This is a genomic window from uncultured Tateyamaria sp. (assembly GCF_947497045.1).
Classification (GTDB): domain Bacteria; phylum Pseudomonadota; class Alphaproteobacteria; order Rhodobacterales; family Rhodobacteraceae; genus Tateyamaria.
On sequence record NZ_CANMEU010000003.1, the window covers coordinates 467606 to 482898 of the forward strand.

The 15293-nt window shown below is 61.9% G+C and carries 16 protein-coding genes; 6 read left to right on the forward strand and 10 right to left on the reverse strand.

Annotated elements, in window-relative coordinates; all coding sequences use genetic code 11:
* The first annotated feature begins 19 nt into the window (after positions 1–19).
* Positions 20–826, forward strand: a complete 807-nt coding sequence (locus Q0859_RS09065; protein ID WP_299149991.1) for a metallophosphoesterase — start codon at positions 20–22, stop codon at positions 824–826.
* On the opposite strand, the gene Q0859_RS09070 is transcribed toward Q0859_RS09065, so the two are convergent.
* The 3 genes from Q0859_RS09070 to Q0859_RS09080 are packed head-to-tail and all read right to left on the reverse strand — an operon-like array spanning position 766 to position 3402.
* Positions 766–1728: a site-specific tyrosine recombinase XerD gene (locus tag Q0859_RS09070; protein WP_299149994.1), complete on the reverse strand. Its 963-nt coding sequence runs from the start codon at positions 1726–1728 to the stop codon at positions 766–768. The two genes, Q0859_RS09065 and Q0859_RS09070, sit on opposite strands and share 61 nt — an antisense overlap.
* Positions 1725–3263 (reverse strand): hypothetical protein, encoded by a 1539-nt coding sequence (locus Q0859_RS09075; RefSeq protein WP_299149996.1) that lies wholly within the window; start codon positions 3261–3263, stop codon positions 1725–1727. Before Q0859_RS09075 ends, Q0859_RS09070 begins: the two co-directional genes overlap by 4 nt.
* The gene (locus Q0859_RS09080; RefSeq protein WP_299149998.1) at positions 3253–3402 is read right to left on the reverse strand and encodes a hypothetical protein; all 150 of its coding nucleotides are present in this window, start codon (positions 3400–3402) and stop codon (positions 3253–3255) included. The genes Q0859_RS09075 and Q0859_RS09080 overlap by 11 nt, the downstream gene beginning before the upstream one ends.
* Positions 3403–3494: 92 nt before the next feature.
* Here Q0859_RS09080 and Q0859_RS09085 point away from each other — a divergent pair, with 92 nt between their 5' ends.
* Both Q0859_RS09085 and aroB read left to right on the forward strand, forming a co-directional pair.
* Entirely contained in the window at positions 3495–4082 is a 588-nt protein-coding gene (locus Q0859_RS09085) for a shikimate kinase (RefSeq protein ID WP_299150000.1), read from the forward strand.
* Positions 4075–5181, forward strand: coding sequence for a 3-dehydroquinate synthase (gene aroB, locus Q0859_RS09090; RefSeq protein ID WP_299150003.1), 1107 nt, complete (start codon positions 4075–4077; stop codon positions 5179–5181). The genes Q0859_RS09085 and aroB overlap by 8 nt, the downstream gene beginning before the upstream one ends.
* Here the strand turns inward: aroB and Q0859_RS09095 are convergent.
* Positions 5178–5489: a hypothetical protein gene (locus Q0859_RS09095; RefSeq protein WP_299150005.1), complete on the reverse strand. Its 312-nt coding sequence runs from the start codon at positions 5487–5489 to the stop codon at positions 5178–5180. The genes aroB and Q0859_RS09095 overlap by 4 nt on opposite strands.
* 9 nt (positions 5490–5498) lie before the next feature.
* The gene (gene ssb, locus Q0859_RS09100) at positions 5499–6002 is read right to left on the reverse strand and encodes a single-stranded DNA-binding protein (RefSeq protein ID WP_299150006.1); all 504 of its coding nucleotides are present in this window, start codon (positions 6000–6002) and stop codon (positions 5499–5501) included.
* A gap of 183 nt (positions 6003–6185) precedes the next feature.
* On the opposite strand from ssb, the gene Q0859_RS09105 reads away from it, so the two are divergent.
* Positions 6186–6785 (forward strand): lytic transglycosylase domain-containing protein, encoded by a 600-nt coding sequence (locus Q0859_RS09105; protein ID WP_299150213.1) that lies wholly within the window; start codon positions 6186–6188, stop codon positions 6783–6785.
* A 341-nt stretch (positions 6786–7126) separates the two neighbouring features.
* Positions 7127–7561: a hypothetical protein gene (locus Q0859_RS09110; RefSeq protein ID WP_299150008.1), complete on the forward strand. Its 435-nt coding sequence runs from the start codon at positions 7127–7129 to the stop codon at positions 7559–7561.
* A 33-nt stretch (positions 7562–7594) separates the two neighbouring features.
* Here Q0859_RS09110 and Q0859_RS09115 read toward each other — a convergent pair whose 3' ends face one another.
* The 5 genes from Q0859_RS09115 to miaA all read right to left on the reverse strand — a co-directional run bounded on the left by Q0859_RS09115 (position 7595) and on the right by miaA (position 14424).
* A complete protein-coding gene (locus Q0859_RS09115) occupies positions 7595–9682 on the reverse strand; it encodes an ABC transporter ATP-binding protein (protein WP_299150010.1) in 2088 nt (695 codons plus the stop codon).
* Between the two features lie 102 nt (positions 9683–9784).
* Positions 9785–11257 carry an ABC transporter permease gene (locus tag Q0859_RS09120; RefSeq protein WP_299150012.1) on the reverse strand — a complete coding sequence of 491 codons (1473 nt, stop codon included), beginning with the start codon at positions 11255–11257 and terminating at the stop codon, positions 9785–9787.
* 15 nt (positions 11258–11272) lie between these two features.
* Positions 11273–12319 carry an ABC transporter permease gene (locus Q0859_RS09125; protein WP_299150014.1) on the reverse strand — a complete coding sequence of 349 codons (1047 nt, stop codon included), beginning with the start codon at positions 12317–12319 and terminating at the stop codon, positions 11273–11275.
* A gap of 353 nt (positions 12320–12672) precedes the next feature.
* On the reverse strand, positions 12673–13464 hold the full coding sequence (locus tag Q0859_RS09130) for an AraC family transcriptional regulator (protein WP_299150016.1): 792 nt from the start codon (positions 13462–13464) through the stop codon (positions 12673–12675).
* 78 nt (positions 13465–13542) lie between these two features.
* Positions 13543–14424, reverse strand: a complete 882-nt coding sequence (gene miaA, locus Q0859_RS09135; protein WP_299150018.1) for a tRNA (adenosine(37)-N6)-dimethylallyltransferase MiaA — start codon at positions 14422–14424, stop codon at positions 13543–13545.
* Between the two features lie 72 nt (positions 14425–14496).
* Here miaA and pyrH point away from each other — a divergent pair, with 72 nt between their 5' ends.
* Positions 14497–15228, forward strand: coding sequence for a UMP kinase (pyrH, locus tag Q0859_RS09140; RefSeq protein ID WP_299150020.1), 732 nt, complete (start codon positions 14497–14499; stop codon positions 15226–15228).
* The last annotated feature ends 65 nt before the right edge of the window (positions 15229–15293 follow it).

A 15293-nucleotide genomic window follows, 5' to 3' on the forward strand; every position in this document is an offset into this window, starting at 1 on the left:
AATCAAGGGAGGTGAGGCAATGCAGCACGCAGATATGGGCGTTTTGGATGGCCCTGTGCTGATCTTTGGCGGCCCCTATTCCAACCTTCAGGCCATGCAGGCGGTGCTGACTGAGGTAAGCGCGCGCGGGGCCACGCCGATCTGCACGGGCGATGTGGTCGCCTATTGCGCCCGCCCGGTCGACACGATTGCGGCGATCCGCGCGTCGGGTTGCGCCGTGATAGCGGGCAATTGCGAGGTGCAATTGGCCTCTGATGCGCCCGATTGCGGGTGCGGCTTCGAGGCGGGCACGACATGTGATGTGCTGTCTGTCGGCTGGTACGGCTTTGCCCGCGCGCAAGTGAGCGAGGCGGATCGGGACTGGATGGCGCGGTTGCCCGGTGTGGTGACGTTCCGTCACCAAGGCGCACGTTACGCTGTTATCCATGGCGGGGTACGCGATGTGGCGCGGTTCTTGTGGTCGAGTTCTCCGGCGTCGGACCTTGAGGAGGAGTGGGATGCGCTGGAGGCGCAGATCGGCCCCGTCAATCACATCCTCGCCGGGCACAGTGGCATTGCGTTTGACCGCCCCCTGCGGCGCGGGCGCTGGATCAATGCGGGTGTGATCGGGATGCCGCCCCACAATGGGGGCACGGAGACGCAATTCGCATTGCTGGATAAGGATCGGGCGACCATTCACGCATTGCCTTATGATGCTGCGGGGGCGGCAGCTGACATGCGTGCCGCAGGGTTGACCTACGGCTATCACACCGCCCTCGAAACCGGCTATTGGCCGTCCGAAGACGTGCTGCCCCCCGATTTACGCGTCCCTGTGGCCAAGGGGTGATGATCCAACACAAGTTGGGTCAGGCGTTCGTCTACCACATGGGTGTAGATCTCGGTCGTGGTCACGTCGGCATGGCCCAGCATTGTCTGGATCGCGCGCAGGTCCGCACCGCCCGCCAACAGATGCGTGGCAAAGGCATGGCGCAGGGTGTGGGGCGTGACCTTGTCGGAGGGGACCATGCCAAAGGCGGCCAACCCCTTGATCCGGCTGTAAAACCAGTGGCGCGTCAAATGCCCCGATACACCGCGGGAAGGAAACAGGAACCGCGATGGCTGAGCACCTTTGCCTTGGGCCACCTGCTGCGTCTCGTCGCGTGCCGCGATCCACGCGCTCAGCGCCGCACGTGACGGCGGGGACAGCGGCACCAGCCGTTCCTTGCCGCCCTTGCCCAAGATCAGCAACATCTCCGGATCGCCCCGCGCCGCCGAAACAGGCAGACCTACCAGCTCACTGACGCGCATGCCCGTGGCGTAGAGCAGCTCCATCAGGCAGGTGTCGCGCAGCCTGTCATGCGGGTTGCGTCCAAAGCTGCGGGCCGCCTCAAGCAGCTTGTCCACCTCTGCCTCGTCCAGCGTCTTGGGCAGGCGCTTGTCCTGTCCGGGGCTGGTGATCTGGATCACCGGATTGTCGGCGCGCCAACCTTCATCAAAGGCAAAGCGAAACAGTTGTTTGATGGCCGAGAGGCGGCGGGCGCGGGTCGCCTTGGCAAGCCCCTGGGCGTCGCAGTGGATCAGGTACGCTTCGAAATCGGCTTGGGTTGCGGTTGTGAAATCACGGCCTTGGCGGGTCAGCCACGCCTCCACATCCTTCAGATCGCGCCCATAGGCCAGCAACGTGTTGCGCGCGGCCCCCAGTTCGGCCGCCTGCGCCTCGAGGAAGGTGGATATCCAATGCGTCGTCACACCGGGTCCTCGAGCAGCAGAACCTGCAACGCGGTGCGGCGGGCCACGTCTTCGAGCCCCAGGGCACGCAGGGTGGTCAGACCTGTGCGCAGTTGCGCGACATCGCCCGCGCCCCCCGCGTGGGTCAGGGCGAGGGTGCGCAAAATGGCATGGCCCAGATCACCGCTCTGGGCGGCGGCGATGATGGTGCTGTCGGGGGCCGCATCGCGGAAGGCGGCCAGAATGGCCCCCGGAACCCCGTCACCTGTCAGGTCCTGTGGTACCGTCCCCGAGGCGATGGCAGCCAGCACGGGCCGGTCCAGCGCGCGCTGCGGAAAGACTTGCGCGGCGGTTTCATATTGCGGTGACAAGAGCAGCACCTCAAACGCGATGTCGGCACTTGGCCCGCTCAACGTCAGGGCGGCAAGATCGTTGGCAAACAGGCTGGCAAAGGGGGCGGTCAGCCGGGCCGAACGCAGCGCGCGCCACGCACCCGGCAGCGTCTTGGCGACCGCGTTCACATTGCGCTGATCAAGGGCGGTCTCAAAGCGTTGCAGGGCTGATACGCGATCCCATACGCCCCCCGATGCGGCAGGTTGGCGGTGGGTGTAAAGCCCGAGCAGGCGGTTGTCTGCAACAGCGCCCGTGCGAGCCAGCCGCTCGCCCGCCTCAATCCGGGCCTTCCAGCCGACGGTGTCAGCCAGATCGGCATTGGCATAGACGACTGGCCAGCCGCGCGTCGGGATCGGCGTGCCGATGGCCTGAAACACACGGAACATCAACGCATCCGGTGTGGTGGGAACGGCCAGGGGGGGTGTGTCCTCAAACAGGTCCGGATCAAGAAACCTCTCGAGGGCGGCCACGGTCGTTTCGTCCATCAACCCAAGGGCGCGGCCTGTCCCGAGGATCAGCACGGCCGTGTCCCAATCGCCGGCGCGGGCGGCGCAAAACACCTCATGCGCAGGGCCCGGGGACAGGTGGGGTTTGGCGCGCAAGGTCGCACAGGCCGCCGCTTCGGAGCCGGTCAACAGCGCCATGTCCATATAGCGCGCCGTGTGGGCCGCGCTGGTATCCGGGCCCGCCTGCTGCAACAGGGCCAAGGCCGGGTCCAGCGCCCCAAGCGCATAAAGGGCGTCGATGCGGGCCAGATCAAAGGCCGTCGCATTTCGGGCCGGGGGCAGGGATTCGGCCAAAAGCAGGGTATAAAACAAGGATTGCAGCGCAGGTTGACGCAAATCCGGCATCGCCGCGATGGTGCGGGCAAGTTCGGCCCCGTCACTGCCGGACCACAGCGTATCGGGCAGGCCGGTCACGTTTGCAGGGGCCAGACCGACCCGTCTGGGGGCCGCCCCATCCAGCGGGGCCACAGATACCTGGGGCACGGTCGCTGTCGAGGTCACGTCCGGTTCGGTTGGTTGCGGCAGGGCTGCGGGCGTGCTGGTTTGGGTGTCGAGCCAGTCAATCACGCTCAGCGGGGCCTCGACGGGCGCTTGGGCCGACAGCGCTGTCGGACCCATCAAAGCGGCCAGACAGGCAAGGGTAAACCTACTCCGCATCAAGCGTCACAGGCAGCCGCGTCTCGGTCTGCTCGGGAGAAAAATTGGCACCGAAATACTCACCGACATACGCATAACCCACAAGACCGACGAACCCGATGATCAGCAAAAAGATCAGCAGCTTGAAAAGTCGGCCCATAATGTAACTGCCCCGGTAATTTGCCAATGGTTTCTTGGTTTTGCCCAAAGCATATATGGCCTTTTTCCTAAAATCACGTCACATACGGCATAATGAGCGAAAATCAGCAAAATCATCTATACGCGGGACGCTACAGGCTGAAAAAGACCATTGTGATGGTCGGCATGATGGGCGCGGGCAAAACGGCTGTGGGGCGCGCCCTTGCGCTGCGGCTTGGCGTGCCGTTTCTGGACAGCGATGCCGAGATCGAGGCGGCCGCGAACATGACCGTGCCCGAAATCTTTGAACGTGATGGCGAACCGTTCTTTCGCACCAAGGAAACCCAGGTGATATCGCGGCTGCTGGATGAGGCGCGAGGCGTGCTGTCCACCGGCGGGGGCGCGTTTCTGGCCGAGGTGAACCGCGCCAATATCACGGCGCGCGGTGTCTCGGTCTGGCTGGATGCGGACCTGGGCCTTTTGTGGCAACGCGTGCGCCACAAGGACACGCGCCCCTTGCTGCGCACCCCCGATCCACGTGCGACTCTGGCCGAAATCTATGATGCACGTGTTCCCCTTTATGCGCAGGCGGATGTGGTGGTGCAGTCTTTGCCGGACTTGTCGATCGAGCAGATGGTGGACCGTGTCATTGCCGCCTTGCTGGCCGAACGCCCGGATGTGTTGGAGCAGAAACATGCGTGAAACCGTCCATGTGCCTTTGGGCACGCGTGCTTATGACGTGCTGATTGGCCCCGGTTTGCTGGCAGAGTCCGGCGCATTTGTCGCGCCGTTCCTCAAGCGGCCTCGCGTGGCGGTGGTCACCGAAACGCGCGTTGCGGCCCTGCATCTTGAGGGGTTGCGCGTCGGTTTGGTGCAGGCTGGCATTGACTTTGTGTCCCTTGAACTGCCCCCCGGTGAGGCCACCAAAAGCTGGGCGCATCTGGGGCAGGTGACCGAGTGGCTGCTCGATCAAAAGGTCGAGCGGCAGGATGTCGTGATCGCCCTCGGGGGGGGCGTAATCGGCGATCTGGTGGGGTTTGCCTGCGCGATCCTGCGGCGCGGCGTGCGGTTCGTTCAGGTCCCCACATCGCTGCTGGCCCAGGTTGACAGTTCGGTCGGGGGCAAGACGGGGATCAACACCGCCCAGGGCAAGAACCTGGCCGGGGCGTTTCATCAACCCAGCCTCGTGCTGGCGGATACGGACGTGCTTGACACGTTGACGGCACGCGATTTTCTGGCCGGGTACGGGGAGGTTGTGAAATACGGCCTGCTTGGCGATGCCGCGTTTTTCGGCTGGCTTGAGGACAACGCGCCCGCCATGGCCCAAGGCGATATGGCGCTGCGGGTCGAGGCGGTCAGACGTTCGGTCCAGATGAAGGCCGATATCGTCACCCGCGATGAGACCGAGCAGGGAGAACGCGCCTTGCTCAACCTGGGCCACACGTTTTGCCACGCGCTTGAGGCGGCAACGGGCTATTCTGATCGCCTGCTGCACGGCGAAGGGGTGGCTGTGGGTTGCGTGCTGGCGTTTGAGCTGTCGGCCCGCCTTGGCCTGTGCAGTCAGGAAGACCCAAGCCGGGTGCGCGCCCATATCAAGGCGATGGGGATGAAGACGGATCTGGCGGATATTCCGGGCGAATTGCCGGATGCACCTGCGCTGCTGGACTTGATGGGGCAGGACAAGAAGGTGGTGGCGGGCACGCTGAACTTTGTGCTGGCGCGCGGCATTGGGTCGGCTTTTGTTACTTCTGACGTGCCGCGCGAGGTCGTCTTGGGGGTGCTGAACGACGCGCTGGCCTAGTCATCGATATCCCGGCCCCATGGGTCGATGCCATGACGGGTACAGAACCAGAGATAGAACGGAATTTCGATCACGACCCCGGCAAGGATGGTAAATGCCCACCAGGGCAGCGGCAGCCCCAGCATCACAAACGACAGACCCTGCCCTGCATAGGCCATGGCGATGCACACGAAGACCACTGCCGATATCACCGCATCATAGGCCAGTAACGCACCAAGCCGTTGCACGCTCAGTCGGGGATAGACCGCGACATAGGCAAAGCCGAATGCCGCGATCAGAAACAGGATGATCCGCAGTTCGGGACCCATGTAAAGGGCTTAGAACGGGATCTCGTCGTCGAGATCGCGGCTTGGGCTTGGAGCATTGCCACCGCCACCGCTGCCGCCGCCATAGCCGCTGTCGCGATCATCATAACCCATCTGGCCACCACCGCCGCCGCCATAGTTACCGCTACCGCCACCGCCGCCGTCACGACCATCCAGCATCGTGAGCGTGCCGCCATAACCTTGCAGCACCACTTCGGTGCTGTACTTGTCCTGACCGGACTGGTCCTGCCATTTGCGGGTCTGCAACTGACCTTCGATATAGACCTTTGATCCTTTGCGCAGATATTGCTCTGCGATGCGTACGAGGCCCTCCTGAAAGATCGCCACCGAATGCCACTCGGTCTTTTCGCGGCGCTCGCCCGAGTTGCGATCCTTCCACGTCTCGGATGTGGCAATCCGCAGATTGCAGACTTTGCCGCCATTCTGGAACGTGCGCACCTCGGGGTCGCGCCCCAGATTGCCGATCAGAATGACCTTGTTAACGGACCCTGCCATATTCTTCCCCTTGCCTTGACGCGCACCCCGATTCCGGGTGCCGCTGTTCGTGCTGGTGGCTAGACTACACGTCGTTAACGGCAGCTTAAACGGCATTTCGTCATCGTGACTGGCACAATTGCCAAAAAACCGTATATAGTGCGCCAAGAACAATTTGAGGCATGGACTGGGGTGCAGGGCAAGATGCGGGGCGTGTGGGCAGGAGCCATTATCTTGGCACTGGTGGCTGAAGCTGGGCTGGCGCAGACACTGTCGAGCCGCAACCGCTCTAAGCTGTTTAAATCGCAGACCAAAGTGCTCGATACGCGGGCCTCCAAACAATATTCCAACTCGGTGCGCTTGCAGCCACCCAAGGTGGTGACGCCGACCAAATGGGGCACCATCGGCTCCGGCTCCAGCCCCGAATATAAAGGCAGATATCGCGGCCCGTTTTTGGCTTTGGCCAAGGATGCCGCCCGTCGCCACGGCGTGCCCGAAGACCTGTTCCTGCGCCTTGTGCAGCAAGAATCGGGCTGGAACGCCAAGGCACGCTCGCACAAAGGGGCCTATGGTCTGGCGCAGTTGATGCCCGCAACAGCCCGTGGCCTTGGTGTGGATCCAAAAGTCCCGGCTGAAAACCTCGAAGGGGGCGCACGCTATCTCAAGCAACAATATGCTGAGTTTGGGAGCTGGCGGCTGGCGCTGGCTGCCTACAACGCCGGTCCGGGGGCGGTGAAGAAGTACAACGGCGTCCCTCCGTTCAAAGAAACCCGGAATTACGTGAAAATTATCTGGGGCAGCTAGGTGCTGCGTTAACCTGCCAAAATCTACCCGATGCGCGTAAATGCGACCGGGGTGAGCGTCGCCGTGGTGGCAGGATAAAAGGGCGGTCGACGCCACCACTCCCGGTTTCCATCGGGTCCTGATGGCCGTTGCCGCCGAGCAGGCTGTGGCCCCACCATCAGACGATATGAACGCGACGGCGCAGAACCGACCCTGCTGTCATTACCGTGAGACAAACGTGTCATGTCCCTGATATGGCGCGTTTTTGCACGTCTTGTGTCACACTCCCGCCCTGATTGCAGTCTACTTATAGTGCACGTCGTGACCGCGACGTCACAGGTGATGGCATGGGAGTATGCGCCATGAAGGTCCAAAGTACGTTTACAGAACGCCTTGCGCGGATCGAAACCGGGACCACCTTTGGTGGGGCCGAGCCCTACACCGCCGCAGACCTCATGCAGGATGACAAGAAACAGCGCCGCCTGCATTTGGACATGCTGGCAGCGGGTGGCTTTCTGGGCGGCATTGCGGGGGTGTTGTTTGCCCATCAATTCGGCCTTCTGGTGTTGATGTCCTTTGATATGGTGACGCTGTATCAGATGTTGCTGGCGGATTACGTCAAACTGGCGCTGCTGGTCGGGGTCATGGCCGCACCCATCGGATTCCTGCTTGGGCAGGTCTTTGCCCATGACACGCCCCGGCTTCGGTATTTCTGGGTCGGTTACGGGGCCGGGGTCGTCGCCGCCAATTGGAGCGATATCCAAATCTACTACGCCACCCTGATAACCGCAGCCTGATGCAAAAAGGGCCGCATCACTGCGGCCCCGATCTCATTCAGCAGCGATTTTGATCACGGGTTCCATCCGGGCCAGAATGTCATCGGCCAGATGGCATTTCACCTGATGCCCGTCGGCCAGGTGACGCACGGGCGGCACTTCCTTGTCACACAGGCCTCCGGGTACCTCCGACTTCCAACGGCACCGTGTCTGGAAAGGGCAGCCCGTAGGTGGGTTCATCGCCGAGGGGATGTCCCCCTCAAGCACGATGTGCTGTTTTTCGACCTTGGTATCGGCAATGGGAACCGCGGACAAAAGCGCCTCGGTATAGGGGTGATAGGGGGGCGAGAACACCTGATCGGTGCTGCCCAGTTCGACCACATGGCCCAGATACATCACCATCACCCGGTCGCTCAGATAGCGCACAATCGACAGATCGTGGCTGATGAACAGCAGGGTCGTCTTGTGCTCGCGCTGGATTTCCATCAGCAGGTCGGTGACGGCCGCCTGCACTGACACATCAAGGGCCGAGACGGGTTCGTCCGCAACCACGATCCGGGCATCTCCGGCAAAGGCGCGGGCAATCCCCACACGCTGTTTCTGCCCGCCCGACAATTGGCGCGGCATACGGGTCGCAAAAGCGCGGGGCAGCTTCACAAGGTCCAGCAGTTCCAGCATGCGCTGATGCCGTTCTGCCTCGTTATTGCCGACCTTGAAGATCTCAAGCGCGCGGATGATCTGGCGGCCCACGGTCATGGACGGGTTCAGGGTGTCGAACGGGTTCTGGAACACCATCTGCACGTCTGCAACCGTCTGGGTGTCGCGCTCTTCGATGGGAATATCCTGAATGGCCTTGTTGCCGAGGGTGATCGTGCCCTCGGTCGCGGTCTCAAGCCCCATCAACACCTTTGCAAAGGTGGATTTGCCGCAGCCGGACTCGCCCACGATGGCGAGGGTCTCGGACTCGCGGGCCTCGAAACTCAGGGTCTCGTTGGCCTTGACCACCTTCTTTTCACCGGACGAGAACAGGGCGGAGGCAGCAACCTCGTAATATTTCTTGAGGTTGTCCATTTTCAGGACAACATCGCCGATCTCGCCCTTCTGCTTGACCTCGGCCAGCTCCATGGGCGCGTTCCAGTCGATCTCCTCAAACTTCACACAGCGGCTTTCATGGCTTGCATCCGGGTTGGCGGGACGCATCGGGATGGCCTCGTTGACATCGCAGCGCCCGGCCTCGAAATAATCGCAACGCGGGCCGAAATTGCATCCGGGTGGGCGTTCGTGGGGCAGGGGGAAGTTGCCGGGGATCGCCACGAGGGGGCGGGCGTTCTTGTCAGCACCGGGCAGCGGGATCGAGCGGAAGAGAGCCTGGGTATAGGGGTGCTGCATCTCGTCAAAGACCTGCTCGATGCTGCCGCGCTCAACCGCTTCGCCGGAATACATCACACAAATGCGGTCACAGGTTTCAAGCACAAGGCCAAGGTTGTGGCTGATGAACAGCATGGAGGTGCCGTATTTCTTGCCCAGATCCTTGACCAGTTCGACCACAGCCGCCTCAACGGTGACGTCAAGCGCGGTGGTCGGCTCATCGAGGATCAACAGCGACGGCTCGGACATCAGCGCCATCGCAATCACGATACGCTGCTGCTGGCCGCCCGAAAGCTGGTGGGGAAAGGAATTCAGGATACGCTTGGGATCGGGCAGTTTCACATCCGTGACCACCTGCAAGGCGCGCTCATAGGCGTCTTTTTCCGACATGCCCTGATGGATCATCGGCACTTCCATCAACTGCTTGCCGATTTTCATGGCCGGGTTCAGCGAAGCCATCGGCTCCTGATAGATCATCGCGATTTCGGAGCCGCGAATGTCGCGCAACTCTTCGGCGCTCATTTCCTGCAGATCGCGGCCCTTGAACTTGATCGAGCCGCCCACGATGCGTCCATTCTTGCCCAGATCCTGCATGACCCCGAGGGCCACGGTGGACTTGCCGCAGCCGGATTCACCAACCAGACCCACGGCCTCGCCGGGTTGCACCGTGACCGAAAAATCCATCACCGCCGGAATTTCGCGCAGCCGCGTGAAGAATGAAATGCTCAGCTTGTCGATCTCGAGGATCGGGCCGTCATAGTCAGGTTTCGCCATCTTGTTCGTCTCCCGTTTGGCCCAGAGAAGTTTTGATCCATCTTCATCTTGCCAAATAAACTCCGGGGGTCCGGGGGCTGGCCCCCGGTCCCACACTTGAAATCAGTCTTTCAGACTTTCTTCGCGCAACCCATCCGCCAGCAGGTTCAACCCCAGCACCAGCGTCAGCAGCGCAAGGGCCGGTGCAATCGCGGCATGCGGGTAGACCGACAACAGGCGGCGACCGGCATTGATGGTTGTGCCCCAGTCCGGGCTCTCGCTTTCGAGGCCAAGGCCAAAGAAACCGAGGGTGCCGAGCAGGATGGTGGTGTAGCCGATGCGCAGGCAGAAATCGACGATCAGCGGCCCGCGCGCATTGGGCAGGATCTCCCACAGCATGATGTACCACGGCCCCTCGCCGCGGGTCTGGGCGGCGGCCACATAGTCGCGCGTCTTGATGTCGAGCGCGAGGCTCCGCACGATCCGAAACACAGTGGGCGCGTTCACAAAGACCACCGACACGAACACGACCAGAATGCCGGCATCGATGTTGAACAGGTCCACCGCATTGGGCAGGCCGGGGATCGCGTAGGTTGCCGTGGACACGATGGCCCCGTTGGTCGAGATCAACGAGAGGTAAATCCAGCCCAGAACCCCCAGCACCCCGATCAACAACGGGGTGCGGAACGAGGGCTGCGTATAATAGCGCGAGTTCAGCAGTACCGCGACAAAGATCAGCGGAAAGATGAACAGCACCGTGGCCATATAGTTGGGAATGCCGGTCGCGACGATCTCGGGTGTGACCAGCAGGTAGAACAGCAGGATCACCGGAAAGGCGAGGATCAGGTTGGCGAGGAAGGACAGCACGATGTCCAGGCGGCCCCCGTAATAGCCCGCAGGCAGGCCAAGGGTGATGCCGACCATGAAGGCGAAGAGCGTCGCAAGCGGTGCGATCTGCACCACAACCCAAGCCCCCTTGAACAAGCGGCTGAAGACGTCGCGCGCAAGGTTGTCACCGCCCAGAAGATACCAGCCATATTCGCCTTCTTCGGCACCGCGCAGGGGCGTGCCGGGCACCTTGTTCTTCATCCCCGACACCTGGGACAGGCTGTCATGGGGCGAAATCCAGTCGAACACGCCCGCCATCACACCCGCAAAGACCCAGAACATCACCAGCGCAAAGCCGATCATGCCGACAGTCGAGTCAAACAGTTTGCCATATAGCCCGAGGCGGCGCTTGAACTGGATCGACACCACGAAGGTCACGACCAGCGCGATCCAGACGGGGATCAACTGCTGGCTCATCCCGCCGATGATCCCGCCCAGTCCTGGACCGCCAAGTACACCGCCAATCAGATAGATCACCAACAGGGCCAGCAGGGCTGTCCCCGTCCAGCGTGTCGCCGTTGCGGCCAGATCATAGGGGCCGCCGGCGGTACTCAACGTCCCGTCCGGGTTGGTGACGACGCGCGCGCCGCCCGTGGCGACGCTCAGCACGATCTGCGCCAGCACGGCGACCAAGAACAGCGCCACCAGCACATACAGCACCGGGTCCAGAAATTGCCCAAGCGTGCCGGTCCATGTCAAAGGTTCCATATCTCTGGCCCTCCCTTAAGAAATGCGGATGCGTGGGTTCAGGAACACATAGCCGACATCAGATATCAGCTGCGTGATCAGCACCACGACCACAGAGACGACCGAAACGGCCAGAAGAAGTTCGATGTCATTGTTGCCCGCCGCCTGCACCAGCAGCCAGCCAAAGCCCTTGTAGTTAAAGAGCGTCTCGACGATCACGACCCCGTTCAGCAGCCACGGGATTTGCAGCATGATCACCGTGAAGGGCGCGATCAGCGCGTTGCGCAGCGCGTGTTTCATCACGATGTTGCCAAAACTCACCCCCTTGAGCCGGGCGGTGCGGATATATTGCGCGGTCATCACCTCGGTCATCGATGCCCGCGTCATCCGCGCGATATATCCCATCCCGTAAAGCGCAATGGTGACCACCGGCAGGGTGAAATTCTCGAAGGTCGCGTTCTCGATGGCCTGGGTCGCGGACCCCTTGAACCATTTCAGCCCAAAGGCGGATGAGGCAAAGACTGCGATAAATATGACCCCCGACACGTATTCGGGCGTCGCGGTGGTCGTAATCGAGAAGGTCGAGAGCGATCGATCAAGCCCCGAGCCCTCGCGCATCCCGGCAAGCACGCCCACAATCAGCGCCATGGGCACCATCACCAGCAACACAAAGCCCATCAGCTTGCCCGTGGCCGCCAATCGGGTGGCCACCAGACTGCCGACCTCGTCCTTGAAGACCAGTGAATAGCCCCAGTCGCCCTGCAACACCCCGCAGAAGGTGGGCCGGTTTTCGACCGGGGTGCCTTCGTTAAAGCATTGGCCCGTCACCGTGCCGTCGTCTTTCTCTGTCGTCCAACCGGGGGCAACCCCAAGCCAGCGCCCATATTTGATGAGGGTATTGTCGGTATATCCGCGATCCCCGAGCCAGCTTGCCACGGCTTCGTCCGACATGCGGAAGTTGCCTTGGGTCTTGGCCAGTTTTTCGAGATTCGGGTAAAGATTGGTCAGAAAGAACACGATGAAGGTCAGGCACAATGCCGTCAGCAACATCAAACCCAGTCGTCTGAGAATGAAAAGTCCCATATATCGCCCCTGTTGTGGTGGCTTGCGGCAGTCTTGCGCTACCGGTGATGTGGTGCGGGCGACATTGGCTGCGCCTCGCATCGACGCCGCATAGGCGTCAGAAGAATTTCGTCGGTGATTGATTGGCTACGACACGTTGGCTCCCCGGTTTCCGACTGCCTGACTTGTTCCCGGTGGGGGCTCTGTCTGGCTTGAAACAGTGCGCACCCGTGCAGCATCAGTCGGTTATCGCAGCATGAGGCAACAGAACCGGACGCAGGTCAACGGTGTCCTTACAAATTTTATTGCACGTTTGCGACATTTACATGGTCCGTAGGCGACATGTCTGGACGAACGGCACCGCCTGGTGACAGCTAAAGCCGCCCTTTCTGGCGCACCGCGGATGGGGTCATTCCGGTATGTTGCTGCATGAACCGGGTGAAATAGGCTGCCGATCCAAAGCCCAGATGCCGCGCCACATCCTGAATGGCACCGTCGCTTTCGATCAATCCGATCCGTGCGGCATAAAGTACACGTTCGGTCAAAAGATCCGCCGCCGTGCGCCCTGTGGCGGCCTTGCAGGCGCGGGTCAGGTGCGTTGGGGTCACGTTCAACGCCTCCGCATGGTCGGCCATGGTCAGACCCAAGGCATGGTGGCGCGCAATGCGGTCACAAAAGGCCGCACTCAATCGGGCAGCAGCGTTCATCGGCAAGGGCAGGTGATCGGGTATCGCGATCTGGCGGCGCAACCAGACTGAAATCAGGGCTGCATGCCCATCAAGCGCATCCTGCGTCAGCGGGCGCGGTGTGGTGACTTCGCGATGTGCGGCCTCAAACAACGCGGTCATGTCCGAAATCGCGGCTACATCGCGGATGCGCAACTGCCGGGGTCCTTCGGGCAGGCGCACGTCGCTGCCATCGGGGATCAGGGCAATCATACCCGCCCCCTGGCGGCCCAGTTCAAGCGAGAACAGCGTGTGCGGCGGGATCGACATGGCATTGTGCGTGCCCACCCCGCGTCGTGTGCCATTCAGCAGCATCCGCCCCTGACCGCGCGTGATCCAGATGATCAGATGCTCGGGGCGATCATGGACCTGGGACAGCCGCCAGTCCTGTGGACCGGTCAGCTGGCCAAGAGTCGCGATCCTGATCGGGGCAAGGGACATCTGACCTGCACGTTTGTTCGAAACTGTAAATTTCCAACATGGATGACATGATTAATCCGGCAAAAAAAGGGAAAAAGGTCAAAAACGCGCGAGTTGCTCTGCATCAATCCACTGCCAGTCCGCCATGCGGGCGCGAAACCATGTGCGCTGGCGCTTGGCATAGCGGCGCGTTGCGATTGTGGCGCTTTCAACGGCCTGGGCGTGGGTCATTGTGCCCTCCAGCACGCCCATCGCCTCGCGCACCCCGATAGCGCGGCAGGCGGGCAGGGTAGGATCATACCGGGCACGCATGGTGCGGGCTTCCTCAAGCCCGCCCTCGCGCAACATCTGATCAAAGCGTGTTTCGATCCGTGGGGTCAGCCAGGCCTTGGGGCTGTCCAGAACGATCCCTGTATAGCCCCCTTTGGCCAAGAGCGGTGGGGCGGTGTCATCCTGCCACGCCGCAAGCCCACGCCCTGTGGTGGTCTGCACCTCCCAGGCACGCTGCACACGGGCGCGGTTTGCGGTGTCGATGCGCGCGACCGTGTCGGGATCGAGTGCGGCCAGCATATCGCCCGCTTCCATCGCGTCGCCACTGGCGCGCACAGCGGGTGGGGTTTCGGGTATCTCAGCCAACCCTTCGGTGAGCGCGGCGAAATACAGCCCCGTCCCTCCGACGATGATCGGGCGCGGTCCGGCCAGCAACGGCGCGACCTCGCGCAGCCAATGCCCGGTGGAGTAGGGGGTGTCATAGGCGACATGCCCATAAAGGCGATGCGGGGCGCGACCCTCTTCCTCGGGCGAGGGGCGTGCGGTGATCACGCGCCAGCAGTCATAAACCTGACTGGCATCCGCGTTCACGACGACCCCGCCCTGCGCCTCGGCAATGGCCAGCGCAAGCGCCGATTTGCCCGATGCGGTCGGCCCTGCAATCAGAACGGGCAGTACGGGGTCCAGTCTGGCAATAAGGTCGGTGATCACGCGGCGTCTTCCATTGAAAGCCTGATGCTTTTAGGACAGGTTGCGCGCAAATTGAAAGAGCGGGGGCATGCCATGACCGAGACCGATTCTGGAACGACCTACAAACGGGTCATGTTGAAAATTTCGGGCGAGGCGCTGATGGGCGATCAGGGCTATGGGTTGCACCCCCCGACGGTCGAGCGGATCGCCAAAGAGGTCAAGGCAGTCCACGACATGGGGGTCGAGATCTGCATGGTGATTGGGGGCGGCAACGTCTTTCGCGGCCTGCAAGGGTCGGCCCAGGGGATGGAGCGGACCACCGCCGATTACATGGGGATGCTGGCGACAGTGATGAATGCGCTGGCGATGCAATCCGCGCTCGAAGGGCTTGGGGTGTTCACGCGGGTCATCAGCGCGATCACCATGAACGAAGTGGCCGAACCCTATATCCGCCGCCGCGCCGTGCGTCACCTCGAGAAAAAGCGGGTCTGCATCTTTGCCGCCGGGACGGGCAACCCGTATTTTACCACCGACACGGCTGCGACCCTGCGCGCCAACGAGATGTCATGTGCTGCGATCTTCATGGGCAAGAACGGCGTCGACGGGGTCTATGACAAGGACCCGGCCAAACATGATGATGCGGTGCGCTATGACACGGTCACCTATGACGAGGTGCTGGCCAAGCGCCTCGGGGTGATGGACGCCAGTGCGATTGCGCTGGCGCGCGACAACAACCTTCCGCTCTATGTCTTTCCGCTGGACACACCCGGCGGGTTCAAGGAAATCCTGGAAGGCCGCGGCACCTTTACCAAGGTTCAGGGCTAGGCGGCACTTCTGCTGGCCATATGCCCAAATCATGGCCTATATCGGTATCCAACGCGGCCAACAGG